The sequence below is a fragment of the Oceanisphaera litoralis genome (genome assembly GCF_016907015.1).
GTDB lineage: Bacteria > Pseudomonadota > Gammaproteobacteria > Enterobacterales > Aeromonadaceae > Oceanimonas > Oceanimonas litoralis.
The window spans coordinates 100,712-126,586 of sequence record NZ_JAFBBE010000007.1 but is presented as its reverse complement, the minus strand read 5'-3'; the positions used below and the strand labels follow the sequence as shown (position 1 = coordinate 126,586).

General features: G+C 59.3%; 25 protein-coding genes and 1 tRNA gene. 8 read left to right on the top strand and 18 right to left on the bottom strand.

Translation table 11 applies throughout. The features are described 5' to 3' along the window. Positions 1 to 78: 78 nt before the first annotated feature. The 5 genes from HNR62_RS06255 to uraH all read right to left on the bottom strand — a co-directional run bounded on the left by HNR62_RS06255 (position 79) and on the right by uraH (position 4,675). Entirely contained in the window at positions 79 to 603 is a 525-nt protein-coding gene (locus tag HNR62_RS06255; protein WP_204795232.1) for a universal stress protein, read from the bottom strand. Between the two features lie 74 nt (positions 604 to 677). Then, complete coding sequence (locus HNR62_RS06250; protein ID WP_204795231.1) at positions 678 to 881, bottom strand: hypothetical protein; 204 nt, start codon at positions 879 to 881, stop codon at positions 678 to 680. 20 nt (positions 882 to 901) lie between these two features. Further along, on the bottom strand, positions 902 to 2,698 hold the full coding sequence (locus tag HNR62_RS06245; RefSeq protein WP_204795230.1) for a SulP family inorganic anion transporter: 1,797 nt from the start codon (positions 2,696 to 2,698) through the stop codon (positions 902 to 904). A 188-nt stretch (positions 2,699 to 2,886) separates the two neighbouring features. Beyond that, positions 2,887 to 4,230 carry an NCS2 family permease gene (locus HNR62_RS06240; protein ID WP_204795229.1) on the bottom strand — a complete coding sequence of 448 codons (1,344 nt, stop codon included), beginning with the start codon at positions 4,228 to 4,230 and terminating at the stop codon, positions 2,887 to 2,889. Between the two features lie 91 nt (positions 4,231 to 4,321). Continuing rightward, positions 4,322 to 4,675, bottom strand: a complete 354-nt coding sequence (uraH, locus tag HNR62_RS06235) for a hydroxyisourate hydrolase (RefSeq protein ID WP_204795228.1) — start codon at positions 4,673 to 4,675, stop codon at positions 4,322 to 4,324. 383 nt (positions 4,676 to 5,058) lie between these two features. Here uraH and puuE point away from each other — a divergent pair, with 383 nt between their 5' ends. From puuE to HNR62_RS06220, 3 genes are read left to right on the top strand one after another with little or no spacing between them, the layout of a single operon-like run. Continuing rightward, a complete protein-coding gene (puuE, locus tag HNR62_RS06230; RefSeq protein WP_204795227.1) occupies positions 5,059 to 5,982 on the top strand; it encodes an allantoinase PuuE in 924 nt (307 codons plus the stop codon). Next, positions 5,979 to 6,494: a 2-oxo-4-hydroxy-4-carboxy-5-ureidoimidazoline decarboxylase gene (gene uraD / locus HNR62_RS06225; protein ID WP_204795226.1), complete on the top strand. Its 516-nt coding sequence runs from the start codon at positions 5,979 to 5,981 to the stop codon at positions 6,492 to 6,494. Before puuE ends, uraD begins: the two co-directional genes overlap by 4 nt. A 57-nt stretch (positions 6,495 to 6,551) precedes the next feature. Beyond that, the gene (locus HNR62_RS06220; protein WP_204795225.1) at positions 6,552 to 7,061 is read left to right on the top strand and encodes an ureidoglycolate lyase; all 510 of its coding nucleotides are present in this window, start codon (positions 6,552 to 6,554) and stop codon (positions 7,059 to 7,061) included. Positions 7,062 to 7,114: 53 nt separating this feature from the next. Here HNR62_RS06220 and HNR62_RS06215 read toward each other — a convergent pair whose 3' ends face one another. Then, complete coding sequence (locus HNR62_RS06215; RefSeq protein ID WP_204795224.1) at positions 7,115 to 8,158, bottom strand: AI-2E family transporter; 1,044 nt, start codon at positions 8,156 to 8,158, stop codon at positions 7,115 to 7,117. A gap of 179 nt (positions 8,159 to 8,337) precedes the next feature. Between HNR62_RS06215 and HNR62_RS06210 the strand changes: the two genes are divergently transcribed. Next, positions 8,338 to 10,266, top strand: coding sequence for an alkaline phosphatase D family protein (locus HNR62_RS06210; protein WP_204795223.1), 1,929 nt, complete (start codon positions 8,338 to 8,340; stop codon positions 10,264 to 10,266). Here the strand turns inward: HNR62_RS06210 and HNR62_RS06205 are convergent. Beyond that, positions 10,229 to 10,648: a VOC family protein gene (locus tag HNR62_RS06205; RefSeq protein WP_204795222.1), complete on the bottom strand. Its 420-nt coding sequence runs from the start codon at positions 10,646 to 10,648 to the stop codon at positions 10,229 to 10,231. The genes HNR62_RS06210 and HNR62_RS06205 overlap by 38 nt on opposite strands. A 138-nt stretch (positions 10,649 to 10,786) precedes the next feature. Here HNR62_RS06205 and HNR62_RS06200 point away from each other — a divergent pair, with 138 nt between their 5' ends. After that, a complete protein-coding gene (locus HNR62_RS06200) occupies positions 10,787 to 11,620 on the top strand; it encodes a DUF2797 domain-containing protein (protein ID WP_204795221.1) in 834 nt (277 codons plus the stop codon). Beyond that, complete coding sequence (locus HNR62_RS06195; protein ID WP_204795220.1) at positions 11,617 to 12,549, top strand: ketopantoate reductase family protein; 933 nt, start codon at positions 11,617 to 11,619, stop codon at positions 12,547 to 12,549. Before HNR62_RS06200 ends, HNR62_RS06195 begins: the two co-directional genes overlap by 4 nt. Here the strand turns inward: HNR62_RS06195 and HNR62_RS06190 are convergent. The 10 genes from HNR62_RS06190 to rpsU all read right to left on the bottom strand — a co-directional run bounded on the left by HNR62_RS06190 (position 12,509) and on the right by rpsU (position 23,338). Then, on the bottom strand, positions 12,509 to 13,354 hold the full coding sequence (locus tag HNR62_RS06190) for an NAD-dependent protein deacetylase (RefSeq protein WP_204795219.1): 846 nt from the start codon (positions 13,352 to 13,354) through the stop codon (positions 12,509 to 12,511). The two genes, HNR62_RS06195 and HNR62_RS06190, sit on opposite strands and share 41 nt — an antisense overlap. 221 nt (positions 13,355 to 13,575) lie before the next feature. Then, a complete protein-coding gene (locus HNR62_RS06185) occupies positions 13,576 to 15,021 on the bottom strand; it encodes a carbon starvation CstA family protein (RefSeq protein ID WP_204795218.1) in 1,446 nt (481 codons plus the stop codon). Between the two features lie 140 nt (positions 15,022 to 15,161). Continuing rightward, complete coding sequence (btsR, locus tag HNR62_RS06180) at positions 15,162 to 15,872, bottom strand: two-component system response regulator BtsR (protein WP_204795217.1); 711 nt, start codon at positions 15,870 to 15,872, stop codon at positions 15,162 to 15,164. After that, positions 15,869 to 17,545, bottom strand: a complete 1,677-nt coding sequence (locus HNR62_RS06175; protein WP_204795216.1) for a sensor histidine kinase — start codon at positions 17,543 to 17,545, stop codon at positions 15,869 to 15,871. Before HNR62_RS06175 ends, btsR begins: the two co-directional genes overlap by 4 nt. A 239-nt stretch (positions 17,546 to 17,784) precedes the next feature. After that, positions 17,785 to 18,135 carry a hypothetical protein gene (locus tag HNR62_RS06170; RefSeq protein WP_204795215.1) on the bottom strand — a complete coding sequence of 117 codons (351 nt, stop codon included), beginning with the start codon at positions 18,133 to 18,135 and terminating at the stop codon, positions 17,785 to 17,787. A 373-nt stretch (positions 18,136 to 18,508) separates the two neighbouring features. Continuing rightward, positions 18,509 to 18,585 (bottom strand) — tRNA-Ile (locus tag HNR62_RS06165). 145 nt (positions 18,586 to 18,730) lie between these two features. After that, the gene (gene rpoD, locus HNR62_RS06160) at positions 18,731 to 20,614 is read right to left on the bottom strand and encodes an RNA polymerase sigma factor RpoD (protein ID WP_204795214.1); all 1,884 of its coding nucleotides are present in this window, start codon (positions 20,612 to 20,614) and stop codon (positions 18,731 to 18,733) included. 191 nt (positions 20,615 to 20,805) lie between these two features. Further along, positions 20,806 to 22,584: a DNA primase gene (dnaG, locus tag HNR62_RS06155; protein ID WP_204795270.1), complete on the bottom strand. Its 1,779-nt coding sequence runs from the start codon at positions 22,582 to 22,584 to the stop codon at positions 20,806 to 20,808. 79 nt (positions 22,585 to 22,663) lie between these two features. Further along, positions 22,664 to 23,107, bottom strand: coding sequence for a GatB/YqeY domain-containing protein (locus HNR62_RS06150; protein WP_204795213.1), 444 nt, complete (start codon positions 23,105 to 23,107; stop codon positions 22,664 to 22,666). Positions 23,108 to 23,122: 15 nt separating this feature from the next. Then, positions 23,123 to 23,338, bottom strand: a complete 216-nt coding sequence (gene rpsU / locus HNR62_RS06145) for a 30S ribosomal protein S21 (RefSeq protein WP_014293599.1) — start codon at positions 23,336 to 23,338, stop codon at positions 23,123 to 23,125. Between the two features lie 179 nt (positions 23,339 to 23,517). Between rpsU and tsaD the strand changes: the two genes are divergently transcribed. Beyond that, positions 23,518 to 24,534, top strand: a complete 1,017-nt coding sequence (tsaD, locus tag HNR62_RS06140) for a tRNA (adenosine(37)-N6)-threonylcarbamoyltransferase complex transferase subunit TsaD (protein WP_204795212.1) — start codon at positions 23,518 to 23,520, stop codon at positions 24,532 to 24,534. A 204-nt stretch (positions 24,535 to 24,738) separates the two neighbouring features. On the opposite strand, the gene plsY is transcribed toward tsaD, so the two are convergent. Then, positions 24,739 to 25,356, bottom strand: a complete 618-nt coding sequence (gene plsY, locus HNR62_RS06135; protein WP_204795211.1) for a glycerol-3-phosphate 1-O-acyltransferase PlsY — start codon at positions 25,354 to 25,356, stop codon at positions 24,739 to 24,741. Positions 25,357 to 25,482: 126 nt separating this feature from the next. On the opposite strand from plsY, the gene folB reads away from it, so the two are divergent. Next, a complete protein-coding gene (folB, locus tag HNR62_RS06130) occupies positions 25,483 to 25,851 on the top strand; it encodes a dihydroneopterin aldolase (RefSeq protein WP_204795269.1) in 369 nt (122 codons plus the stop codon). Positions 25,852 to 25,875: the final 24 nt, after the last annotated feature.

Here is a 25,875-nt window from a genome sequence, read left to right as displayed (position 1 = left end):
CCGCATCACTGCAATGAAAAAAGACGAGACGCCGGTCTCGTCTTGTTGGGCATGATGACCGGCGACAAAGGCGGAGGATCAGTGCTTTTGGGTCGCCTGTGCGGTCGCTGCGACTTTTTCGGGGCGGGGCACTATCAGGGTGGGAATACGGGTCTCACGCAGCACGTTCTTGGCCACGCTGCCGAGCAGGGTATGAAACCAGCCCTTCTCGTGGGCGCCCATGACGATCAGATCGCAGTCCAGTTCCCTCGCGCGCGTGAGGATGGTCTGGGTGGGGTAGCCTTCCACCACCTCGCAGCCGATGATTTTGCTGCGCATGGCCTGTTCTTCCGGCGCTATCAGCTCCCAGAAATGGTCCAGGCGCTGTTGCAGCTGGTTCCGGGCGTGATTGATGCGCTGATGCAGAAACTCTTCACGGCTGCTCTGATTGAGAATGTAGGACTGCAGCGTCAGTCGTTCATCGCTGGACAGCGCTTCGACCACCTTCAGAATATGAATCTCGGCCCCGGTCTGTCTGGCCAGATAAACGGCGTACTTGAAGGCGTAAGAGGCATTCTTGGACAGGTCGGTGCAATAGAGGATCTTGTTTATTTCCGGCAACATACGCATATTCCTCATCGTGAATATAAGGACGGGGCCGAGAAAGGTCGGCCCCGTCTATCATAGTGAACCCGTCGCTAATATCCCAGCAGTCGAGGCAGAAACAGGGTGATCTGCGCTATATAGGCGATGATGAACAGGGCGATCACCGAGGTGATCGCTAAGGGCAGGGCGCGGAGCGAAATGTCCTCTATGGACGTCCCGGACACGCCGGAGTCGATATTGAGCCGCTCGCGTACCGACACCAGTCGGCCAGGATGCGCGTGAACAAGACAGGTCATGGTTCTGCCCTCGGTGACGTTCAGGCTTTCTGTTGCGTGATAATGGTGTCGTCGCGCGGCTTTTCGCCGGGCGGGGCCACATGACATTCCTGGAAGATCCTGGCGGTGCATGTTTTGCAGACAACGGGGTCCAGCTGTGCGTAGATACGGTGAATGGCCCGGCCCTTGTTGATGAAGATATGATCCTCACCCAGCCGTTCGATCAGGTTATTGCGTTTGAGAACACGCAGCACCCCTTCCTTGAGATTACTCAGATAGAGATCGCCCCCGGCGGCCCGCCGCCGCATCGATTCCTGCAGCAGCATTTCGGCCCCGACAATATCCACGAAATTCATGCCGTTGCCGACGATCAGCAAGCGGGGCTCGCGAATATTCTGCAGGTATTCCTGTACATGGTTGACGGCACCGAAGAACAGGGAGCCCTCGATGCGGATGATGCGCAGCTGGGGGCAATAGGGCAGGCGTTTATTCTCGGCACTGATAAAGAAGGGATGCCTGGCATCCGGATCCGGCAGTATGGAGACGATGCGAGGGGTCGAGGTGCGTTTCAGGTAAAACACCAGCGACAGTATCACCCCCGCGTAAATGGCGAATTCCAGCGCCACCAGCAAGGTGGCGGCAAAGGTGACAAGCAGCACAGTGGTTTCGGATTTGGCCGCGCGGACGATCAGTTTGATGTGATGAAAGTCGATCAGGTTCCAGGCCACCACCAGCAGCAGACCGGCCATGGCGGGGATGGGCAGCCAGGCGGTGATGCCGGAAAACAACTGCAGTATGAGCAGCAAAAAGCAGGAGGCAAAAATCGCCGCCATGGGGGTGCGGGCGCCGGAGGTATAGTTAACGCCGGTACGGGTAAAGGAGCCGGAAGAGGCGTAGCAGGAGAAGAAGGCGCCGACCAGGTTCGACAGGCCCTGGCCGATAAACTCCTGATTGTCATCCAGTCGCTGGTGGGAGCGACTGGCGATGGCCCGGGAGATGGAGGAGGCTTCGACCAGCCCGAGCAGGCTGATGGCCAGGGCGCCCGAGGACAGGGCGCTCATGCTGCCGAAGCCGAGATCGGGCATGCTCAGGGGCGGCAGACCGGCGGGAATGGCGCCCACCATGGCAATATGCTGCTGCCCGGGGTCGAGAATAAAGGCCAGGCCGCTGGCCAGCGCCAGGGCCATCAGCATATTGGGCCAGCGCGGCAGGATTTTTTTGATCAGTATGCAGCTCACCAGAGTCAGCAGCCCCACCGACAGGCTGTAGGGATCGATCAGGGACAAATGACTGAGCACCTGCCAGCCGTTGTCGGTAAAGGAGCCGTCGGTCGGCAGCGACAACCCCAGCAGGTTCTGCAACTGGCTGGCGGCGATGACCACGGCGGCGCCGGCGGTAAAGCCGATCACCACCGAATGGGACACGAAGTTGACCAGTACACCCAGCCGGGCTGCGGCCATCACCAGTTGAAAGACCCCCTTCATCAGGGTCAGGGTCAGCGCCAGGGCGATGAATTCGGCCGACCCCGGCTCCGCCAACGGACTGACCGAGGTGAACACCACGATGGACATGGCGGCGGTGGGGCCGGAGATCAGGTGCCAGGAGGAGCCGAACAGGGCGGCGATAATGGCCGGCACTATGGCGGCATAAAGCCCGTATTCCGGTGGCAGGCCGGCGATCAGGGCATAGGCGACCCCCTGAGGCAGTACAATAACGGCGTTGGTCAGCCCGGCCTGAGCGTCCGCCCGCAGGCTGGCGGCATTGACCAGCGGTGCCCATTGCAGGAACGGCAGCAGCCGGGCCCAGATACCCGGCTTTCCCTGGGCTTGGTTTACCATGCAGGATCTCCCTTCTGTTGTGGCGCCGGGGACGTCTTTCCAGTATATCACCGCTGGCGTCATCCCTCGCCTGTGGTGTAATACCGAGAAGGTCGTACAGGCCGGGCACGTGAGCGGCGGTCGGTGAACCGGGGAGCGGACAGCAAAAAGGGCGGCAATGGCCGCCCTCAGTGCCGGTAGCTCGGTGCTTACATGTAAATGAACTTGGCGATGAACACCAGGCTCAGTACATAGACGCCGACCGAGACCTTGCTCGCCTGGCCGGTGGCCAGCTTGAGTACGGCGTAGCTGACAAAGCCCATGGCAATACCGTTGGCGATGGAAAAGGTCAGCGGCATCATCAGGGCGGTAATGGCGGCGGGGGCCATCTCGGTATAATCGTCCCATTTTATCCTGGCCAGACTGCTCATCATGGCAAAGGCCACGTAGAGCAGGGCACCGGCGGTGGCATAGGGCGGTATCATGCCGGCCAGCGGGGCCAGGAACATGGATAGCAGAAAGAGCACGGCAATGGTGATGGCGGTCAGGCCGGTGCGGCCACCGGCGGCGACGCCGGCGGCGCTTTCCACATAACTGGTGACCGGCGGGCAGCCGACGAAGGTACCGACAACCGAGGAGGCACTGTCGGCCTTCAGGGATTTTTTCAGTCCTTCAATCGAACCATCCGGCCGACGCAGTTTGGCCCGCTCGGCCACGCCCATCAGGGTGCCGGCGGTATCGAACATGTTCACGAACAGAAACGACAGGATCACGGTGATCATGCCCACCTCCAGCGCGCCCATGATATCCAGTTTCATGAAGGTGGGGGCCAGGCTGGGCGGCATGGCGAAGATGCCGTTGTATTCCACTATGTTCATCAGGAGGCCGGCCAGGGTCACGCCGAGCACCCCGATCAAAACGGCGCCGAAGATCTTGCGATAGGCCAGAATGGCGATGAGCAGGAAGCAGACGGCAGCCAGCCAGGCGCTGGGCTGGGTAAGGTTACCCAGGGTGACTATGGTGGCCTGGCTGGGTACCACTATGCCGGCGGTCTTGAGGCCGACCATCCCCAGAAAGAGGCCGACACCGGCGGTCATGGCATGGCGCAACGACTCGGGAATGGCCTCGAGCACCCATTCACGAATCTTCCAGAAACTCATGGCGGTGAAAATCACGCCGGACCAGAACACGGCGCCCAGCGCTATCTCCCAGCTGTAACCCATGTCGCCGACCACGGTGAAGGCGAAGAAGGCATTCAGGCCCATACCCGGTGCCAGACCGACCGGCCAGTTGGCGTACAGACCCATGAACAGGGTGGCCACGGCGGCGCCGATGCAGGTCGCCACGAAGACGGCGCCGGCATCCATGCCCGAGGCGGCCATGATGTTGGGGTTGACAAAGATGATGTAAGCCATGGTGATAAAAGTGGTCAGGCCGGCAGCCAGTTCGGTTTTAACCGAGGTGCCGTGGGCACTTAACTTGAACCACTTGTCCAGCACGCCCCCGGAAGCAGGGATGGGGTGCGGGGTCGACTCGTGTTTGGTATTTTCCATGATCGGAAATCCTCGAATAGATAGAGTGGCAGACTGCCAATGCCGGGCTGTGTTTCATCTGCCGGCATTGACAGGGGCTGTTCTCTACCCGTTAGCTGCCTCGGTAGGTAGAGTAGCTGTAGGGTGAGATCAGCAGGGGAACATGATAGTGCTCTTGACCGGCAGCAATGCCGAAACGGATAACCACGTCATCCAGAAAGGCCGGCTCGAGCAGTTCAACGCCTGATTGTTTCATATAAGCACCGGTGTGGAATACCAGCTGGTATTTACCAGGTACATAGTCTTCACCTTCCAGCAACGGAGAATCGGTACGGCCATCGCGGTTGGTGTACACCGTATTGATCAGGGTAGTGTGCTCACCTTCGACCCGATACAGTTCGATTTTGATATCGGAACCGGGCAGGCCCTTGGCGGCGTCGAGGATATGTGTCGTTACTCTTCCCACGTTGGGTTACCTTGCGCGTATGAGGCGTCTTCGTGAATTCAAGGTACTGCCTTCGCATTTATCCTTGCCTGTTGGCGTGGGAAGGTACGGTGACAGAATTAATTTTATGTCAATTTAACATTGCGGTGCGTATTTGATTAACATTATCAAGCATGATGTTTACAGTCACGGGGGCCACTGCGCCATGCATTATCCTGACAAGACGGGATTGTCTTTGCTTTAGTGGTTTAAAGCAAGATTCCGCGAGATATGATACAAAAATAAAACATATTATTTACAGATATTGATTATATTGCATGCAATACAATCAATATCATGACTGGCCAGCCCCGGTAAGCTTGTTTCGGCTGGTGTCCCAACCTGCGTTTCAAGGAGTGTTTCCGATGAACCCAAATAAGGACTATCCGCGCGATCTCGTCGGGTATGGCGCCAACCCGCCTCACCCCAACTGGCCTGGGGATGCCCGTATTGCCATCAACTTCGTGCTGAACTACGAAGAAGGCGGCGAGCGTTGTGTACTGCACGGTGATGGCGAGTCTGAAGCCTTTTTGTCCGAAATGCCGGCGGCGGTATCCTGGCCCGACGTGCGTCACATGAGCATGGAATCCATCTACGAGTATGGCAGTCGTGCCGGCGTATGGCGCCTGCTGCGCCTGTTCAAGCGCTACGATATCCCGCTGACCGTCTTTGCCGTGGCCACCGCCATCGAGCGCTACCCGGACATCGCCAGGGCGTTTATGGACGAAGGTCACGAGATCTGCTCCCACGCCTACAAGTGGATCAGCTACCAGTTCATGGGCGAAGAAGAAGAACGCGAGCACCTGCACAAGGCGCTGGACATCTTCGAACGCGTGTGTGGCGAGCGCCCGCTGGGCTGGTATACCGGCCGCGACAGCCCCAACACCCGCAAGCTGGTGATGGAAGAGGGCGGTTTCCTGTATGACTCCGACTCCTACGCCGACGACCTGCCTTACTGGGTAGACAACAAGGGCAAGGGCCACCTGGTGATCCCCTATGTGATGGACACCAACGACATGCGCTTTGGCCAGGGTGGCTACAACACCGGTGAAGAGTTCTACCAGTATCTGAAAGATGCCTTCGACGTCTTGTATGAAGAAGGCGCCGAGGCCCCCAAGATGCTGTCTATCGGCATGCACTGCCGTCTGCTGGGTCGTCCCGGCCGCATGGCGGGTCTGGAGCGCTTCATCAAGTATGCGCGCAGCCACGACCAGGTGTGGTTCACCCGTCGCATCGACATTGCCAGGCACTGGTACGAACATCACCCCTATCAAGGAAATGAGTCATGAGCCTGTTCAAGACCTGTCAGCCCAGCACCCTGGACCGCGATGAATTCGTCGATACCTTTGCCGACATCTACGAGCATTCTCCCTGGGTGGCCGAGCAGACCTTTGACCAGGGCCTGACCGCTGCCGACAACGAGATCGAACAACTGCACGCCCGCATGAGCGCCGTGCTGCTGAATGCCGATCGGCAGGCGCAACTCGATCTGATCAATGCGCACCCGGATCTGGCCGGCAAGGCCGCCCAGCGGGGCGAGCTGACCCAGGCCTCCACCAAGGAGCAGGCCGGCGCCGGTATCGACCAGTGCACCGCCGACGAATTTGCGCGCTTCACCGCCCTGAACAACGCCTATAAAGAAAAGTTCGCTTTCCCCTTTATCATGGCGGTCAAAGGCTCCAACCGTCACCAGATCCTGGCGGCGTTTGAAGCGCGCATTCACAACGACTACGACACCGAGTTTGATCGCGCCGTGAACGAGATCAACAAGATCGCCCTGTTCCGTCTGAGCGACATGTAATCGGGCCGACGGAGCCGCCAGGCTCCGCCTTCTTTCCTTTTCCTTCAGGAGGCAGCAATGCTCAACACGCTCAAGATCGAGCCGCTCACCAAGGAAGCCTTTGCTCCCTTTGGCGATGTGATTGAATCCGAAGGTCGTGATTATTTCATGATCAACAACGGCTCTACCCGCCGTTATCACCAGCTGGCCGATGTGCAGCTGGACGAACAGGGTCAGGGCATTATCAGTATTTTCCGCACCGAGATGCTGGACTACCCGCTGCAGCTCAAAATGCTGGAGCGTCACCCGTTTGGATCTCAGGTATTTATGCCGCTGTTCGGTCACGACTACCTGGTGGTGGTGGCGCCGGTGGGTGACGGCAGCATGAACATAGACCCGTCTACCGTGCGTGTTTTCCGCGCCAGCGGTCGCCAGGGCGTGAATTACCACAGAGGCGTATGGCACCATCCGCTGATGGTGCTGCGTGACCACGACGAGTTTCTGGTGGTGGATCGCAGTGGCCCGGGCAACAACTGTGACGAGGTCTACTTCGACGAGTCGGTTCAGCTGACCATTGCGCTGGACTGAGTGTCAGCCCGCTGCATGGCACAGGCCCGCATTCCATGAATGCGGGCCTTTTTTTACCGGCCGTTAAACTCCCGCATAAAGATATCCCAGAACACCAGGAACAGCGCCGCTACCAGCGGGCCAATCACAAAGCCGTTGACCCCCATCAGGCTGATGCCTCCCAGGGTGGAGAACAGCACCAGGTAGTCGGGCAGCTTGGTGTCGCGGCCCACCAGCAGCGGCCGCAGCACGTTGTCGGCCAGGCCGATCACCAGGGCGCCAAAGGCCACCAGCACGGCGCCCGACAGCCATTCGCCGGTGGCGAACAGATAGATGGCCACCGGCAGCCATACCAGGGCCGCACCAATGGCCGGGATCAGCGACAGAAAGGCCATCACCACTCCCCACAGCAGCGGGCCGGGAATGGCCAGTGCCCAGAAAATAAAGCCGCCCAGGGCGCCCTGGACCATGGCCACCAGAATATTGCCCTTGACCGTGGCCCGGGTGACTTCCGAGAACTTGGCGAACAGCTTGCGCTCGCGCTCGTCTCCCAGGGGCAGGGCCCGCACCAGCAGCTCAATAAGCTGGTGGCCGTCGCGCAGCAAAAAAAAGGCCAGATACAGCATCAGCGCCACATCCACCACAAAGGTAAAGGTGCTCTGGCCGGCGGTGAGTGCCTTTTCGGCCAGCAGCTTGCTGGCGGCCACCGCCGCTTCCGCAAGCTTCTGGCGCACACTCTCCAGATCGATGCCGAGATAGGCCAGCAGGTCGGGCAGCAGCGGAAAGGCGGTGCGGGTCTGCTCCAGCAGCCTGGCCGGGTTGATTTCCCCCTTGTCGATGCGCTGATACAGCGCCACCCCCTCCTGAATAAAGGAGGTGGCAATAAACAGCACCGGCAGCACCACGATCACCACGCAGATCAGCAGGGTCAGCAGGGCCGCCCGGTTGGGCTTGGCGCCAATGTGCGTCAGTATGCGGTGCTGCAGCGGGTAGAAGATCACGCTGATGGCACAGGCCCAGAAAATGGCGCCCCAGAACGGCTTGAGCACCAGGCCGAACAGCAGGCTGACCAGCAGCAGGGTAAACAGAAAGGAGCGTTGCTCGAGTTTTTCGCGCATGTTGGCAAGGATCCGAAAGAAACGGACAGCCAGTGTAAAGAAGGGAGCAGGGGCTGACCAGAGCAGAATGGCGGAGGCCGGTGTGCTGCGGCAGTCTCCGTCCTGGCCGGGGAGCGCCGGCTTTCAAGCCCGGGCGGCAGTGGTTATGATGTGACGTTGATTTAACCATTGGATTTTTCATGGATTCCACCATTCTCGCCGGCCCCCTGTTGCGCCGTGCCAACCGTGAACGGCTGGTGTTCTGGCTGGCCAGTCGCGAGCCGCTGACCTTCCGGCTGTGCCTGCCCGAGCGCACTCCCCTGCCATTTTCCGGCGATGGCCACCGGCAACTGCAGGTGGGAGTGTCGTGCTTTATTCAGCTGCTCGACCTGAAGCTGGACGAGGCCCTGCCCACCGACACCCATGTGCCCTACGATCTGCAGTGGCACCGGCCCGGCGAGCAGGATTGGCACGGCATGGCCGACTGGGGCGCAGACCTGTGTTACGACGGCGAAGCCCTGCCGGCGCTGGTGATCCGGGAGCGGCTCGACAGCCTGCTGCACGGCTCCTGTCGCAAGCCCCACCACGCTTCTCCCGACGGCCTGGTGGCGGCGGACGGCTGGCTGGCCGAACGCCACCGCCAGCCGGCGCAGCGGCCGGCGCTGCTGATGATGAGCGGCGATCAGATCTACGCCGACGACGTGGCCGGTCCCATGCTCACCGCCATTCACCAGTTGATCGAGGTGCTGGGGCTGTACCCCGAGCGGCTGGAAGGGGCCCTGGTGGCCGACAGCGACGAGCTGTTTGCCAGCCCGCTCAACTACTACCGGCGCCACCGGTTGCTGCCCGACACCCGGGCCAACGTGCCGCTGCAAAAGCGTTTTTTTGAGGGCGTGCGCAAGCCCATTTTTACCACCAGCAGCGCCGACAACCATCTGATCACCCTGGCCGAGGTGCTGGCCATGTATTTGCTGGTGTGGTCGCCGGTGCCCTGGCGGCTGCTGCCCACGGATCGGCCGGCGCTCGATGGCAAACTGGCCGTGCGTTATCAGGTTGAGCGGGAGCGGCTGGCGGCCTTTGTGGACGGGCTGCCGGCGGTGCGCCGGTTGCTGGCCAACCTGCCCAGCCTGATGATCTTTGATGATCATGACGTCACCGACGACTGGAACCTCACCGCCGCCTGGGAAGAAAGCGCCTATGGCCATCCTTTTTCCAAACGGATCATCGGTAACGCCCTGGTGGGCTACCTGATCTGCCAGGGCTGGGGCAATGATCCCGACGCCTTTGCCGGCGATCCCCTGGAACGGCTGCAGGCCTGGAGCGAGGATCCTACCGGCGTACATCAGGATCGGCTGATCGACTGCCTGCTGGCCTTTGACGGCTGGCAATATCAGCTCGACACCCAGCCCCGGCTGCTGGTGCTCGACACCCGCACCCGGCGCTGGCGCTCCGAGTCCAACTTCAGCCGGCCTTCCGGGCTGATGGACTGGGAGGCGCTGATTGAGTTGCAGGGGGAAATGCTGCATCAGGACGCCGCCGTGGTGGTGTCGCCGACGCCGGTGTTCGGGGTCAAGCTTATCGAGGTGATCCAGAAAATCTTTACCTGGCTGGGCAAGCCGCTGCTGGTGGACGCGGAAAACTGGATGGCCCACCAGGGCACCGCCAATGTGATCCTCAATATCTTTCGCCACGCCCGCACCCCGGCCAACTATGTGATCCTCTCCGGCGACGTGCATTATTCCTTTATGTACGACATCAAGCTACGGCATAGGGGCGGCGAGCCCCATATCTGGCAGATCACCAGCAGCGGCATCAAGAACGAGTTTCCGCGCCGGCTGCTGGACGTGCTCGACCGCCTCAATCGCTGGTTGTATGCCCCCCGCTCGCCGCTGAACTGGCTGACCCGCCGGCGCCGGCTGCGCATTACCCCCCATTCGCCGGTGGGCGCCGCCAGGGGCGAGCGGCTGCTCAACCGGGCCGGCATCGGTTATGTGCGCTTTAACGAGCAGGGCGAGCCGGTGTGTGTGCAGCAGATCACCCCCGAGGGGGTGGTGGACTTTATTGAGCCGGACGCCAGCACCGAGCCGGCGCTCAGGTCGCGTCCGGACCCAGGGGCTGACCAAAGCTGAACTCCACCTGGTTGCCGTTGGGGTCTTTCACGCCGCAGTAATAGCCCACGGGAAAAGGCTCGTCCCGGGGCGGCCACAGCAGACAACCGGCGGCTTCGGCCCGGCGGGCGATCTCGTCCACCGCCGCCCGGCTGGGCAGGGCAAAGCCGAAGTGGCGGTAATCGTGGTCGGACAGTTGCAGATCCTCGCCGCCATTCATCAGTACGAAGATGAAGTCCCGCTCGCGGCCGGGTTCGGCGAGCCAGACGATGCTTTGCGTTGGCTTGTCTCGCCGATGGGTTTCGATCATGCCGCAGAAGTCGCGGTAGAAACCGATACACGCTGCTATGTCCCGCACATGCAGGGCAATATGGGTGAGGCGGGGATAATGCCGCTCAGACATGATGGCGGTCTCCTTGAAGGGGGGACATCTCGAGTATGGCCGCGGTCGGGCCGGGTTGCCAAAAGGTCGTCCGACGGGTGCGCCGGTTGGCGGTGGCTGTTACAGTAACGGCAAACTCACTACCGATCATCAAGCAGCATGAGCAATATCACCGGCACCCTGATTAAAATGCCCGCCACCCTGGCGGCCCCCGTCTTCTACCAGCTGGCGCTGGGCGAGCATCGTATCGATCTCAACCCCCTGCTGGGCCAGACGCTGACCCTGACCCACACCGGCAACATTTACTGCGATGCCTGCGGCCGCAAAACCAGCAAGAGCTACTCCCAGGGACACTGCTTCCCCTGCATGAAGAAGCTGGCCCGCTGTGACATGTGCGTGATGAAGCCGGAGACCTGTCACTATTTTGAAGGCACCTGCCGCGAGCCCGAGTGGGGCGACACTCATTGCATGGTGGGGCATATCGTCTATCTGGCGAATACCTCGGGCCTCAAGGTCGGTATTACCCGCCATACCCAGGTGCCGACCCGCTGGATCGATCAGGGCGCCACCCAGGCACTGCCGATTCTGCGGGTGGCCACCCGTCAGATCTCCGGCCTGGTGGAAGTGGCGCTGGCCGAGATGGTGGCGGACAAGACCAACTGGCGCGCCATGCTGAAAGGCGGCGAAGCCGACAGGGATCTGAAGGCCGAAGCCGCACGGCTGCTGCCGGAAATACAGGACAAGATCGGTGATTTACTGCTGAAATACGGCGAAGACGCGGTCACCGTGCTGGACGAGGCGGTGGTCGAGCTGAACTATCCGGTGCTGGAATACCCGACCAAAATCGCCAGCCACAACTTCGACAAGCATCCGGTGGTATCGGGCACCCTGCTCGGCATCAAGGGCCAGTACCTGATGCTCGACACCGGGGTGATCAACCTGCGCAAATTCACCGGCTACGAGGTGACCCTGCAAACGGGAGAAGAGGCATGAAATTTCTGATGATCGGGGCCGGCGGCATCGGCGGTTATTACGGCGCCCGCTTGCAGCAGGCGGGCCATCAGGTGGTGCTGGTGGCCCGCGGTGAGCACCTGGCCGCCATGCAGCAGCAGGGGCTGCGGGTGGAGCACGAGGCCTTTTGCTTCCAGCAGCCGGTGCAGGCCCTGAGCCTGGACGGCGTCATGCAGCGCCAGGCTGCCGACGACTTTGATCTCATCATACTGGCGCTGAAATCCCAGGCCACCGAAGGTGTGATGGCGCAGTTGAGCGGCTGGCTGGGGGGCGGCCGCGTGCCGGTGCTGTCGCTGCAAAATGGCGTGGACAACGAACCGCATATCAGCGCCGTGGTGGGCGAGGCGCGCACCTTGGGCGGACTGGCGGTGCGCATTGGCGGCCACCTGATCGCCCCCGGCCTGGTGCAGGCCGAGGGTCCGGGCCAGGTGATCATGGGCGCCTGGCCCCAGCGCCGGCCCGAACAGGCCGCGTGGCTGGCGCAACTGCAGCAGTGTTTTGAGGGGGCGGGCGTGCCGACCCAGGTGGTGGGCGATATTCGCCGCGAGCTGTGGCGCAAGCTGATTATCAACAACGGCGTTAATCCGCTGTCGGCGCTGTCCGGGCTGGATACCCGCAGCCTCACCCATCACCCGCTGCTGGGGCGCAGCGTCTACCAGATGATGGCGGAAACCGCCGCCGTGGCCGAGGCCGATGGGGTGAGCCTGGGTCAGGCCGACGTGGACGCCATGTTCGAGCTGATGCGCCAGTTCGACGCCATCAAGACCTCGATGCTGGTGGACAGGGAAAAGGGCCGGGAGCTGGAGCTGGACGCCATCAGCGGCGCCGGGCCGAGCAACTGGGCATGGAGGTGCCGGCCACCCGCCTGGCTTACGGCTTGCTGGCGGGCTGAGCACCAGCAAGCCCGCTGAGCGTCGCCTGCAGCAGCGGCGTGATGGGGGCATTCAGCTTGAGGCCGAGCAGCTCATCGGCCCGGGTTTTACCCAGGGTGAGGGCGGCGATGGGCTTGTTCCATTGCTGGGCATAGCGGCAGAAACGAAAGCCCGAGTAGACCATCAGGGACGAGCCGATCACCAGCAGACCGTCGGCATTCTCAAGCGCATCCAGCGCCTCCACCACCCGCTGTTTGGGTACGTTGTCGCCAAAGAACACCACATCCGGCTTGAGAATGCCGCCGCACTGGTCACACTCCGGAATGCGAAAGCGGCTGAAATCCATCTCCAGATCCGCATCCCCATCCGGCGCCGTGGCGGCGGTGTAATGAGTGAAATCCGGGTTCAGCGCGGCGCTGCGTGCATGGGTATGGTCGCGGCTGCCGCGATAGTGGCAGCTCATGCACACCACCTGGTCGGAACGGCCATGCAAATCCACCACTTTTTCACTGCCGGCGCGCTGGTGCAGGCCGTCCACATTCTGGGTGACCAGCAGCTCGATATGGCCCAGCCGCTCCAGTTGCACCAGGGCGCTGTGCGCCGGATTGGGCCGGGCGTCACGCATCACAGGCCAGCCCACCAGGCTGCGGCCCCAGTAGCGTTGGCGGGTGTGCTCGCAGCCCATAAAGTCCGGATGCTGCACCGGCTGCCGGCGCTTCCACTGGCCCTGCCGATCCCGGTAGTCGGGAATGCCCGAGTCGGTGCTGATGCCGGCACCGGTCAGCACCAGCAGGCGCGGGTGGGCCTGAATAAATTCAACCAGTTCGGTATGGGTCTCGGTCATGGCGCGGCTTCCCTTGGTCTGCATGGTGTACAGTATTCAATATATGTAGAGAGCAGGCCAAGGGGAATGTATTGAGCACGCGCAGCCTGCGATGGCAGAAAGCGGCACATGGGCGCGCGGTATTGCTCGTATCGTGTGGAAAAACCAGGCTCAGCAGCATGACGCAATAAAAAAAGCCGGTCTTGATGACCGGCTTTTTGCTGGTTGCGAGTAGCGAGGGCTTAGGCTTTTTCCGCCTGCAGCTCGACATCCTCGACATCCTTGCCCTTGGTTTTGGTGATGACCAGGGCGGTAATCGCCAGGGTCAGCACTATGCCGGCCACGGTAGAGAGCGTCATCGGCAACCCGGCCCCCAAGGTGGTGGAGTTGAGCAGAAAGCTTATCACCACAGTGGTCATGAACATCGCCGGTATGGTCGCAATCCAGTGCAGCTTGTTATGACGCAGCAGATAGGCGGCAGCGGTCCACAGCATCATCACGGCGGTCGCCTGGTTGGCGACACCGAAGTAGCGCCAGATCACACCGAAGTCGACCTGAGTCAGCACGGCGCCGATGATGAACAGCGGAATGGCCAGCAGCAGGCGCTTGGGCAGCTGAGTCTGTGGCATATTGAAATACTCGGCCAGGATCAGACGGGCCGAACGGAAGGCGGTATCACCGGAAGTAATCGGCAGCACTATCACGCCCAATACCGCCATAAAGCCACCCACGGCGCCGAGCAGACCGGTAGAGGCGTCGTACACCACATTGGCCGGGTTACCGGCCATGCCGGCATTCAGACCTTCAACACCACCGAAGAAAGACAGTGCGATGGCACACCAGATCAGGGCGATGATGCCTTCGCCGATCATGGCACCGTAGAACACGAAGCGGCCATTGCTTTCATTCTCTACACAGCGGGCCATCAAGGGTGACTGGGTGGCATGAAAACCGGATACGGCACCGCAGGCGATGGTGATAAACAGCGCCGGCCACAGCGGCATGTCGTTGGGGTTCAGGTTCTGGAAGAAGTCACCGACTTCAAAGCCCGGCAGCATGCTGTGCTCGCTGGAAACCACCAGTGCCAGGGTCAGGCCGACCGACATGAAGATCAGCAGGGCGCCGAAGAAGGGATAGAGACGACCGATGATCTTGTCGACCGGCACTATGGTCGCCAGCAGGTAGTAAACGAAGATAACGCCGACAAATACCGAGAGGCTGACACCGGTCAGCTTGGCCAGCAGGCCGGCAGGCGCGGAGATGAACACCACGCCCACCAGCAGCAGCAGCACGATGGCAAAGACGTTCATGAAGTTTTTGGCGCCCCGGCCCAGGTATTTACCCGCCAGGTTGGGGACCGACTGGCCACCGTTGCGCACCGACAGCATGCCGGAGAAGTAATCGTGCACGGCACCGGCAAAGATACAGCCCAGCACAATCCACAACATGGCGGCCGGACCATAAAGGGCACCGAGAATGGGGCCGAAGATGGGGCCGACACCGGCGATGTTGAGCAACTGGATCAGATAGACCTTGCCCTTGGACATGGGCACAAAGTCTACGCCGTCGCCCTGGGTAAACGCCGGAGTCTGACGCTCCTTTTTAATGCCGAATATCTTTTCAACAAAGGTGCCGTAGATAAAATATCCGCCGAGCAACAGGCCGACACAGAGTAAAAACCAGGTCATAACGTCATCTCCCTTATTAGATGGCCGACAGTGTAAGAGGGTGATGCGTCGGGTATAGCGGGAAATGGGTCAGCGGTCGAAAACGAAGGGTAAGCGGTTGCCAGCGGGAGTGAACGATCGCTCACTCCCACTTGCCTGCTTTAATGGAAGCCGAATATCTGTTTCAGCGGTTTGAGGTAACGACGAGAGACCGGCACCCTGGCACCGGAGCGGGTGATGATCTCTCCTCCGGTATCCAGCAGCTCGATTTCGGCAATGGCACCGGGGGTCACCAGATACTGCCGGTGGCAGCGGACGAGCGGGGTTTTTTCCTCCATGACTTTCAGAGTCATGTGGGTGTGCACCTTTTCTTTGGCGGTGGCCACATGTACCCCACCGAGATCGCTATACACATATTCGACCTCCTGAACCGGCACCACCTTAAGGCGCTGGCCGCTGTAACAGGGCAGGTGTTCCAGCTGGCTCGGGGCCAGCTCACCGATTGCCTGTGGATGCAGATCGCGGCGTACTTTTTCCAGCGTGCGTTGCAGTCGCTGTTCATCTACCGGTTTGAGCAGGTAGTCGAAGGCATGCCGGTCAAAGGCCTGCACGGCAAATTGATCGTAGGCGGTCACGAATACCACCCGGGGCATGGTGGCCGGATCCAGCATGGCGATCAGTTCCATACCGGTAATTCTGGGCATCTGAATATCCAGAAAAATCAGCTGGGGTTTGAGCCGGCTGATGGCCTGCATCGCCTCGATGGCGTTACTGCACTGGCCGACAATCTCGATGTCATCGGCCTCGGCAAGCTGGGCTGCCAGTTCATCCCGGGCAAAGGGCTCGTCGTCGATAATCAGGCAGGTGATCATGATGCTGTTTCCGTGATGGGTAGACGAATCTCGACCCGGGTATATTCTCCGGGCTCACAGATGACATTCAGGCCGTAGTCCGGCCCGAACAGATTTTGAATACGCTTGTGCACCAGGTTCATACCCAGGCCATCCGAGTCTTTTCTGGGCTGATAAAGCCCCGCATTATCGGTCACCTCGAGTAGCAGAATATCCTCGCTCATGCTGGCAGCAACCTGAATCCGTCCGGTTTCGAGCAGGTGGGATGTACCGTGTTTGACGGCATTTTCGATAATCGGCTGCAGGGTAAAGGCCGGTACCTGAATGCCGAGCAGTGATTCGGGAAGCTGAATGTCAACCTGCAGTTTATCGATGAAACGGGCCTTCTCGATGGTCAGATAAGCGTGAATATGCTCCAGTTCATCACCGAGTGTCACCAGGCCGGTAGTACGCTTGAGGTTTATACGCAGAAACTGACTCAGTTGCTGCAGTAACTGCCGGGCCTTGTTGGGATCCTGCCGGGTGATGGCGCCTATGGTGCCGAGCGCATTGAACAAAAAATGCGGGTTGACCTGGGCCTGCAACAGCTTGAGTTCGGCCTGGGTCAGCAGGCTCTGCTGTTGCATAAAGCGCCCGAAGAGGATCTGGTTGGACAGCAGTCGGGCAATGCCTTCGCCCAAGGTGCGGTTGATATTGAGGAACAGCTTGTTCTTCGGCTCGTACAACTTGATGGTGCCGATGACTTCATTGTCGCTTCTGAGCGGGATCACCAGGCTGGAGCCCAGGGTGCAATGGGGCGACATGGAGCAGGCGTAGGGGGTTTCCACCCCGTCGGCAAACATCACCTTGTTGTGGTTGATGGCGTCCAGGGTCATCCGGGAGGAAATCGGCGCGCCGGGCAGGTGATGATCGGCGCCGATGCCGATAAAGGCCAGCAGCTTGTCTCTGTCGGTAATGGCCACGGCCCCGACTTTGGTTTCCTCTATCAGGATGCGGGCCACCTGGGCGCTGCTTTCTTCGTTAAAGCCCTTGCTGAGCAGACCCACGCTGCGTTCGGCGATTTTCAGCGCCTTGGTGGAAAAGGCGGAGGACAATTTGTCGAACATGGTTTTCTGATCGCGGATCATGCTCATGAACAGGGCGGCCCCCACCGAGTTGACCAGCAGCATGGACGGCGCGATCTGAATAACCAGCGCCAGCGCCTCATCAAAGGGGCGGGCGAGCAGCAGTATGATGCTCATTTGCATGACTTCGGCGCCCAGTGTGAGCAGGCACACCCGCAAGGGGTTGAAAATCAGCTCGCTTCTGCCGGTGCGCCGCAGGTAAAGGCTGACCAGGCCGGCAGAGAGTCCTTCAAGGGTGGTGGCCACGGCGCAGGCCAGATCGGTAAAGCCGCCCAAGCTGTAGCGGTGCAGCCCGCCGGTCAGCCCGACCAAAAAGCCGGTGACCGGGCCGCCGAGCAGACCGCCCAGCACGGCGCCCATGGCCCGGGTATTGGCGATGGCGCCATGGGTTTGTTCACCGAAGTAGGTCGCCATGACACAAAAGCCGGAAAACACCAGATAGATGAAAATCTTGTGAGGCAAGCGGGTAGAGGCTTCGGTAAACAGCTTGAACAGCGGCGTTTTACTGACCAGGTAAACGATCACCAGGTACAGGGACATCTGCTGGATCAGTAGCAGGATGAGCGACATTGTGGTTCCTTGACGGCGGGGGCTGGCGCTGATTTTATAATAGTCTTCGGCCGCCGCACACCGGCCCGGCCGGATCCCTTCACCTTCTACGGCCAGTTGTCTGCCAGTCCGTTTAGTGTGGCCTGCAGCAGCGGCGTGATGGGCGCATTCAGCTTGAGGCCGAGCGGCTCATCGGCCCGGGTTTTGCCCAGGGTGAGGAAGGTGAAATCGTCAATCCTTTTGGGCAGGACGGTAAGCCTTCAGACCCGTTCCTTGAGCACGGAAGCCAGCGTATCCATTAATTTAAAGCCATTGGTCTTTTTATAAACAAACATTAAGCACAGGGCGGATAATACTATCGCTTCTGCCTCTTCACAGTCGCTTTCTTCCTTGGCTATCTTGCTGACTGCAGTATGAACTCTCATCGAAACATGCTCGTCCTGATCGCTGATAAAAGCGGCATGTACGGCTGTCATCAGCGCTCTGTCATAGTTGACGCCAAGCAGCTTTGAATAGTTTCTGGCATGCTTTTCACACTCTTTTGTTTTCATTGACTGAATGGCTTCGGCCATTGCTTTTTCATCAAGCTTCAGCAGTTCACGGGTTTTCATCTTTTATAAATCTCTTTCGGTTTGCCATTGGTTTATCATCATATTTATAACAAATACGGCAAGGGCTGATGCCCAATATCTCTACTCTGGCCGGCCTTATCTGGTCGGTGGCCGATCTGCTGAGCAAGGACCAGGAAATAAGCAACTTCATGACAGTGTGGTAGGTTGTGATGAGCGAAGCGAATCCCGACACATGCAGGCGGCTGTGAAATGTTGGAATTCGCCAAGGCTCATTCCATGTCTACCGAACGTTCAAGGAGCAGAGGCATCCCCCGAGTATCCCAAGAACTTTTTAGTCGCGTGGGAAAGCGGCACATAAGCGGCACAAAAAAAGCCAGCGCATTGATGCAGCTGGCTTTTTTCAGTGTTTATATGGTGGCCCCTCCCAGACTTGAACTGGGGACCTAACGATTATGAGTCGTGTGCTCTAACCAACTGAGCTAAGGGGCCAAAAGTGGAGCTGATTATAGGGAAAGCCGTCTTGGCTGTCCAGTAGAGGGCGACCCATATCAGTTTGATTTTTAAACGGTTGGCACGTGAGCCGGAAAAGAGAAAGGGCGCCGAGGCGCCCTTTGATTGTTCCGTGGTGCTGGGCTTACTCGTCGAGGAAGCTGCGCAGTACTTCGGAGCGGCTGGGATGGCGCAGTTTGCGCAATGCCTTGGCTTCGATCTGGCGGATACGCTCGCGGGTCACGTCAAACTGCTTGCCCACTTCTTCCAGGGTATGGTCGGTGTTCATGTCGATACCGAAGCGCATGCGCAGTACCTTGGCTTCCCGGGCGGTCAGGCCCGAGAGTACGTCCTTGGTGGCATTACGCAGGCTTTCGCTGGTGGCCTGGTCTGCAGGCAAGGACAGGGTGGTGTCCTCGATAAAGTCGCCCAGATGGGAATCTTCATCGTCGCCGATGGGCGTTTCCATCGAGATGGGCTCTTTGGCGATTTTCAGCACCTTGCGGATCTTGTCTTCCGGCATGGCCATGCGATGAGCCAGCTCTTCCGGGGTCGGTTCGCGACCCATTTCCTGCAGCATCTGGCGGGAAATACGGTTGAGCTTGTTGATGGTCTCGATCATGTGCACCGGGATACGGATGGTACGGGCCTGATCCGCGATGGAGCGGGTAATGGCCTGACGGATCCACCAGGTGGCGTAGGTCGAAAACTTGTAGCCGCGCCGATATTCAAACTTGTCCACTGCCTTCATCAGACCTATGTTGCCTTCCTGGATCAGATCCAGGAACTGCAGGCCACGGTTGGTGTATTTCTTGGCGATGGAAATAACCAGGCGCAGGTTGGCTTCAACCATTTCCTTCTTGGCGCGACGGGCCTTGGCCTCGCCGATGCTCATGCGACGGTTGATGTCCTTGATCTGCGAGATGGTCAGGCCGGTTTCTTCTTCTACCAGCTTGAGCTTGCCGATGGAGCGCAGCACGTCTTCGGCCACGTCTTCCATCTTCACCGACCAGGTTTTACCGGCAGCCAGCTGCTTGTTGAACCATTCCTGCTCGCTTTCGTGTTGAGCAAAGGCCTGCACGAAGGTCTTCTTCGGCATTTTGCACTGCTCTACACACAACTTGAGGATGAGGCGTTCCTGGATGCGAACGCGCTCCATGGTGTTACGCATGGCATTGACCAGGCGATCGAACTGCTTGGGCACCAGCCGGAATTCGCGGAAGATATAGGCGAGTTCGGCGATCTGCTCGGCGGCCTCTTTGGAGGTACGGCCCTTGGCTTCGATGGTGGCGCGCATGATTTCGTACTGTTCGCGCAAGGCGCCGAACTTTTCGCGAGCCTGCTCGGGATCGGGGCCGGTGTCGACTTCCTCTTCTTCTTCGTCGTCTTTGTCTTTTTCTTCGTCGTCGTCTTCGTCTTCCAGCTCCTTCTCACTCAGCTCGGAACCGATGTGAGTGGCGGTGGGGGCGACGGTGTCGACGGCATCCGGATCGAGAAAGCCGGAGATGATGTCGCTCAATTTGATATCACCGGCTTCGAAACGGTCGAACTGATCGAGCAGAGAGGTGATGGTCTCGGGGTATTCGGACACCGAGCTCTGTACCTGATTGATGCCTTCTTCAATCCGTTTGGCGATGTCGATTTCGCCTTCCCGGGTCAGCAGTTCAACGGTACCCATTTCGCGCATGTACATGCGCACCGGATCCGTGGTGCGGCCAATTTCCGACTCGACGGAAGCCAGCGCCTGGGCGGCGGCCTCGGCGGCGTCTTCGTCGGCGGTGGTTTCAGACATCATCAGATCATCGGCATCGGGGGCGCTTTCCACCACCTGAATGCCCATGTCATTGATCATCTGAATAATATCTTCGATTTGATCGGAATCGACGATATCCTGAGGAAGATGATCGTTTACCTCGGCATAGGTCAGGTAACCCTGTTCTTTACCTTTGGCAACGAGAAGTTTAAGCTGAGACTGCGGGGTTTGCTCCATAGAACTCGTCCGGTTAGATGTGCAAGAGGGTGTAGGCATTAGGCACTCTTTTATGGCGCGCAAGTAGCCGATTATAACAAAATTTGACCAGCCTCGCTATGCTGGTCCGAGCTTGCCAACACGCCTCGCCTTCATAAACGGTGAGAGTGCTGCAGCGTTCAATGGTTCATCATTACCCGTTTGCCGGGCCTGTTTTACGATATTGGGGTGTCACGCCCACTTTTCAATGTTCAGCCGCTGCCACCCTTGCTTTCGCTGAGCAACAACAGTAATTCCTGTTTTTCTGCCGAGGTCAGTCCGTGCTGGCTGCTTTTTCGTTGCAGGGATTCGATGCGGCTGGCCAGATACTCGTTGATCAACACCACGAAGATATCCTGCAGCTCCTGCTCGATATGATCGCCTGCAAACAGGCCTTCGGCCATGGCCAGCCGCGCCAGCGCCGGTTCGGCTTCATGACCGCGCCAGTGTTCAAGCAACTGGGCCGTGGTCATTTCCGGCCGCTGTTGTACCTGAGCCAACAAGGTCTGCAGCAGCCCCATGCCGGGTAATGGCAATTCGGCCAGCTCGGGCATGGCCGGTAGTCTGGCAGCGGCAGCCGGATATTGTAGCACAAGGGCAATGGCCCGGCGAAGAGGGGTCAGCTTTATCTTTTTGCTGGCCTGTCTGACCTGGGTGGCCGGCTCGGTGCCGCTCTTCTGCAAACGCCCGAACAGCTCTCGTACTCGTCGTTCGTTTTCGCCCCAGTTCAGCTGGCGTGAAAGGTGAGTGATCAGGCCCTCACGGGTAAAGCCTTCCGGCACTCGAAGAATGGCTTCCGCCGCCTTGTTGGCCAGTTCGTGCTGGCCGGCGTCACCGCTCATGGTGTCCTGAGCTAGACGCTCGAACAGGAAGTCGCCGAAGTCCTGAGCCTGGTTCAGTTGCTGCTCAAAGGCGGGTGCGCCGAGTTTGCGTACCAGGGTATCGGGATCTTCACCATCGGGCAGAAACACGAATTTCAGGCTGCGGCCATCCTGCATCAGCGGCAGGGCGTTTTCCAATGCCCGCCAGGCGGCCTCGCGTCCGGCCCTGTCACCATCGTAGCAGCAGATCACCTCGCGGGTGGTGCGGAACAGCAGTTGCAGATGCTCGGGCGTGGTAGAGGTGCCCAGGCTAGCCACGGCATAGTCGATGCCAAACTGGGCCAGCGCCACCACATCCATGTAGCCTTCCACCACCAGGATGCGATCCGGGTTACGGTGGGCTTGGCGAACTTCATAGAGGCCATACAGTTCGCGGCCCTTGTGAAACACCGGCGTTTCCGGCGAGTTCAGATATTTCGGGGTGCCGTCACCCAGCACCCGGCCGCCGAAGCCGATTACCCGGCCGCGTCGGTCGTGAATGGGAAACATGACGCGATCGCGAAAACGGTCGTAGACCCGGCCATTGTCGCTTTGCAGCAGCATGCCGCCTTCAATCAGCTGCCGTTCGGCCTCCGGATTGCGGGCAAACTGGCGTTTGACGCCGTCCCATTGATCCGGCACATAGCCGATGCCGAAGTGTTTGACCACCTCGCCGCTCAGGCCCCGGCCCTTGAGGTAGTTGATGGCAGCCCGGGACTGTCGCAGCTGCCCCTGATAGAAACGACTGATATCCTTGAGCTGGCCGTAGAGATCCTGGCGTACCGCCTTTGCCGCCGCCTGTTGTGCCGGAGACAGGGATGAGCCGCCGTTTTCTCGCGGAACCGTGACTCCGTGCATGCCGGCGAGTTCGTCGATGGCATCGAGAAATTCCAGTCCGTCATATTCCATCAGGAAGCCCAGCACGGTGCCGTGGGCGCCACAGCCGAAGCAATGGTAGAACTGTTTATCGGCACTGACGGTAAAGGAGGGGGATTTTTCGTTGTGAAAAGGGCAGCAGGCCTGATAGTTCTTGCCGGCTTTTTTCAGTTTTACCCGCTGATCGATAAGATCGACGATGTCGGTGCGGGCCAACAGATCGTCAATAAAAGATTGGGGGATTCTGCCTGTCATCATTCACCGGAAAGCGAAAAAAACAAAGCCGTGCTTCATGAAGAGGCACGGCCCGTCGGCAGGGAACAGCGTGAGCGCTTTAAGCCAGTCTGGCTTTGATGCTGGCGCTGACCTTGCCCATATCTGCACGTCCCTGGATTTGCGGTTTGAGCACCGCCATCACTTTGCCCATATCCTGCATGCCGGTGGCACCGGTATCGGCGATGGCTTGCGTCAGCAAGGCATCCAGTTCGTCTGCGGTCAGAGGTTGCGGCAGGAATTCCTGCAGCACCACGATTTCCTGGCGTTCACCATCGGCCAGCTCCTGACGACCGGCCTGCTCGAACTGAGTGGCGGCGTCTTTACGCTGTTTCACCATTTTGGTGACGATGGTGATGATGGCGTCATCATCCAGGGTCTCGCGGCTGTCTATCTCTTTTTGTTTGATCTCTGCCAGCAGCATACGCAAGGTGCCGAGGCGCGCCTTGTTTCTGGCACGCATGGCAATCTTTTGTTGCTCCGACAGCTGGTCTTTTAAAGACATGAGATCAAATACAACTTAGTACAGACGAGTACGACGTGCGTTTTCACGAGCCAGTTTCTTGGCATGACGCTTAACAGCAGCAGCCTTGGCGCGCTTGCGTTCGGTAGTCGGCTTCTCGTAGTGCTCGCGACGACGCACTTCAGACAGAATACCGGCCTTTTCGCAGGAACGCTTGAAACGACGCAGGGCTACGTCGAAGGGCTCGTTTTCACGTACTTTAATTACTGGCATGTGCCTCTCACCTCGGTTAACTGGCCTGTCACCGACCAGTTTGACTAATAAAAATGGTGCGAAATTCTACTCTGAACCGGAACCTAAAGTAAAGTCCGGCAGCCCTTCGCTGGTTAAAAAATCACGGGGAGGGTAACATAGCCCCCTCTTTTTCAACAGCCTTGAATGATTAGACCGACATGCGTGTATTAGGTATAGAAACCTCCTGTGATGAAACCGGCATCGCCATCTATGACGACCAACTCGGTATCATGGCTCACCAGTTATACAGCCAGGTCGCGCTGCATGCGGACTATGGTGGCGTGGTGCCCGAACTGGCCAGCCGGGATCATATTCGCAAGACGATTCCGTTGATCGAGGCCGCCCTGGCCGACGCCGGCTGTAGCAAAGACGATATCGACGGTGTGGCCTATACCGCCGGCCCCGGCCTGATGGGCGCACTATTGGTGGGGGCCACCATAGGCCGCAGCCTGGCCTTTGCCTGGAACAAGCCGGCGGTGGCGGTGCACCACATGGAAGGCCACCTGCTGGCCCCCATGCTGGAAGAGCGGGTGCCGGCCTTTCCGTTTGTCGCCCTGCTGGTGTCCGGTGGACACACCCTGCTGGTGCGGGTGGACGGCATCGGCCGCTATCAAATTATGGGAGAGTCGGTCGATGATGCGGCCGGCGAGGCCTTCGATAAGACCGCCAAGCTGATGGGGCTGGATTACCCCGGCGGGCCGCGCCTGGCCAAACTGGCCGAGCAGGGCCGGCCCAATCGCTTCAAATTTCCGCGGCCCATGACCGACCGACCCGGGCTGGACTTCAGTTTTTCCGGCCTCAAGACCGCCACCGCCACCACCATTGCCGCCGAAGGCAATGATGAGCAGACCCGGGCCGACATTGCCCACGCCTTTCAGCAGGCGGTGGTGGATACCCTGGCCATCAAGTGCAAGCGCGCATTGCAGCAGACCGGGCTTAATCGGCTGGTGGTGGCCGGTGGCGTCAGTGCGAATGTCTCGTTACGTCAGCAGCTGGCAGCGCTGATGACCGGCCTGAAGGGCGAGGTGTTTTATCCGCGTAACGAATACTGTACCGACAACGGGGCCATGATTGCCTTCGCCGGTCTGCAACGACTGAAAGCCGGTGAGACCGAGCCGCTGGCGGTGCGAGCCCGGCCGCGCTGGCCGCTGGATGAATTAACGTCTGTGGATTAAGGGCTGAGTGCCCTTGTAGCCGCTGCTTTAGCTGCGAAATACTGCGCAACAGGATGGTTTTAAATCTGAATCCAAAGTCCTGACTTAATCTGGAAGATGAAAAAAGCGGTGAAGGGTAGCGCTTGTGCATCAGATCCGGCGCTGCCGAATTTAGCAGCTAAAGCAGCTACTACATCCGTGCAATATGTCGTCCGCCTTCACCCTTTACTCTTCACCTGTTTTATCGGCGCGTTTGAATTTATCTAAAATCGGTTTTTCTTGCCGGTGATACAGACGACTGATATTACGGTGATGGCGCAGTATAATCAGGCAGGAGAGCAGGGCGACCGCCAGGGTATATTCCGGTTTGATGAAATAGACATAGAGCGGTGCCACCAGGGCGGTAATGAGTGATGCCAGCGAGGAATAGCGAAACAGTCCCAGGCACAACAGCCAGGTCAGCAGCATCAGGCCGGCCATGTCCATGCCCAGTGGCAGCAGGGTGCCGAGGGCGGTGGCCACACCTTTACCACCACGAAAGTGGAAAAACAGCGGGAACATGTGCCCTAGGCAGGCGGCCATGCCAATCAGCGCCAGATACAAGGGGCTGATGTCCAGAAACCAGCCCAGATAGACCGGCACCGTGCCCTTGAGAATATCGAGCAACAGCACCCAGACCGCGGCACTGCGGTTGCCGGTCCGCAGCACATTGGTGGCTCCGGGGTTGCCCGAACCATGCTGGCGCGGGTCCGGCAGGCGGTAAAGGCGAGAGATCAAGACGGCACTGGAGATGGATCCCCCCAGATAGGCGAGCATGATCATAAACAGGGTGAGGGCCGTCATTCTCGGTTTATACCTCGGGGTCAATCCGTTACTATTGCGCGCTTAAACCGAACTACCGGCTGGGCTGGCAGGGCCAGCGGGGCCCGGTCGCCGAAGATAGCCACAGCTTAACAGAAGATAGAGATGATGGATAAAGTGTTTGTGCAAGGCCTGGAAGTGCTGACCACCATAGGTGCCTATGAGTGGGAAAAGGGGATACGTCAGAAGCTCCGCTTCGATCTGGAGATGGGATATGACATTCGGCCTGCGGCGCTGGGCGATGATCTCGACAAGGCGCTGGATTACGCCGCCCTGTCCAAGAAAGTCACGCATCATGCTGAACAAAATCATGTGGAGCTGGTCGAAACCATGGCCGAACAGATAGCCCAGCTGATCCTGACGGAGTTTTCGGTTCACTCGGTAAAAGTTCGGCTGACCAAGCCGGGTGCGGTGGCCAATGCCGCCGGAGTTGGCGTGGAAATAGAGCGCTTTGCTCATGATGGTCCCATGGGTTGAGACATCATTAAAGCGTCATGAAAT

Excerpts from the sequence above, each read along its gene's own strand:
- rpoD (WP_204795214.1), bottom strand. The coding sequence starts at position 20,614 with ATGCCTACACCCTCTTGCACATCTAACCGGACGAGTTCTATGGAGCAA.
- HNR62_RS06190 (WP_204795219.1), bottom strand. The coding sequence starts at position 13,354 with ATGACCGAGACCCATACCGAACTGGTTGAATTTATTCAGGCCCACCCG.
- HNR62_RS06175 (WP_204795216.1), bottom strand. The coding sequence starts at position 17,545 with ATGTCGCTCATCCTGCTACTGATCCAGCAGATGTCCCTGTACCTGGTG.
- tsaD (WP_204795212.1), top strand. The coding sequence starts at position 23,518 with ATGCGTGTATTAGGTATAGAAACCTCCTGTGATGAAACCGGCATCGCC.
- HNR62_RS06150 (WP_204795213.1), bottom strand. The coding sequence starts at position 23,107 with ATGTCTTTAAAAGACCAGCTGTCGGAGCAACAAAAGATTGCCATGCGT.
- HNR62_RS06200 (WP_204795221.1), top strand. The coding sequence starts at position 10,787 with ATGAGCAATATCACCGGCACCCTGATTAAAATGCCCGCCACCCTGGCG.
- btsR (WP_204795217.1), bottom strand. The coding sequence starts at position 15,872 with ATGATCACCTGCCTGATTATCGACGACGAGCCCTTTGCCCGGGATGAA.
- dnaG (WP_204795270.1), bottom strand. The coding sequence starts at position 22,584 with ATGACAGGCAGAATCCCCCAATCTTTTATTGACGATCTGTTGGCCCGC.
- HNR62_RS06205 (WP_204795222.1), bottom strand. The coding sequence starts at position 10,648 with ATGTCTGAGCGGCATTATCCCCGCCTCACCCATATTGCCCTGCATGTG.
- HNR62_RS06255 (WP_204795232.1), bottom strand. The coding sequence starts at position 603 with ATGTTGCCGGAAATAAACAAGATCCTCTATTGCACCGACCTGTCCAAG.
- HNR62_RS06220 (WP_204795225.1), top strand. The coding sequence starts at position 6,552 with ATGCTCAACACGCTCAAGATCGAGCCGCTCACCAAGGAAGCCTTTGCT.
- HNR62_RS06240 (WP_204795229.1), bottom strand. The coding sequence starts at position 4,230 with ATGGAAAATACCAAACACGAGTCGACCCCGCACCCCATCCCTGCTTCC.
- HNR62_RS06210 (WP_204795223.1), top strand. The coding sequence starts at position 8,338 with ATGGATTCCACCATTCTCGCCGGCCCCCTGTTGCGCCGTGCCAACCGT.
- uraD (WP_204795226.1), top strand. The coding sequence starts at position 5,979 with ATGAGCCTGTTCAAGACCTGTCAGCCCAGCACCCTGGACCGCGATGAA.
- HNR62_RS06170 (WP_204795215.1), bottom strand. The coding sequence starts at position 18,135 with ATGAAAACCCGTGAACTGCTGAAGCTTGATGAAAAAGCAATGGCCGAA.
- rpsU (WP_014293599.1), bottom strand. The coding sequence starts at position 23,338 with ATGCCAGTAATTAAAGTACGTGAAAACGAGCCCTTCGACGTAGCCCTG.
- HNR62_RS06250 (WP_204795231.1), bottom strand. The coding sequence starts at position 881 with ATGACCTGTCTTGTTCACGCGCATCCTGGCCGACTGGTGTCGGTACGC.
- HNR62_RS06215 (WP_204795224.1), bottom strand. The coding sequence starts at position 8,158 with ATGCGCGAAAAACTCGAGCAACGCTCCTTTCTGTTTACCCTGCTGCTG.
- plsY (WP_204795211.1), bottom strand. The coding sequence starts at position 25,356 with ATGACGGCCCTCACCCTGTTTATGATCATGCTCGCCTATCTGGGGGGA.
- folB (WP_204795269.1), top strand. The coding sequence starts at position 25,483 with ATGGATAAAGTGTTTGTGCAAGGCCTGGAAGTGCTGACCACCATAGGT.
- HNR62_RS06185 (WP_204795218.1), bottom strand. The coding sequence starts at position 15,021 with ATGACCTGGTTTTTACTCTGTGTCGGCCTGTTGCTCGGCGGATATTTT.
- HNR62_RS06195 (WP_204795220.1), top strand. The coding sequence starts at position 11,617 with ATGAAATTTCTGATGATCGGGGCCGGCGGCATCGGCGGTTATTACGGC.
- puuE (WP_204795227.1), top strand. The coding sequence starts at position 5,059 with ATGAACCCAAATAAGGACTATCCGCGCGATCTCGTCGGGTATGGCGCC.
- HNR62_RS06245 (WP_204795230.1), bottom strand. The coding sequence starts at position 2,698 with ATGGTAAACCAAGCCCAGGGAAAGCCGGGTATCTGGGCCCGGCTGCTG.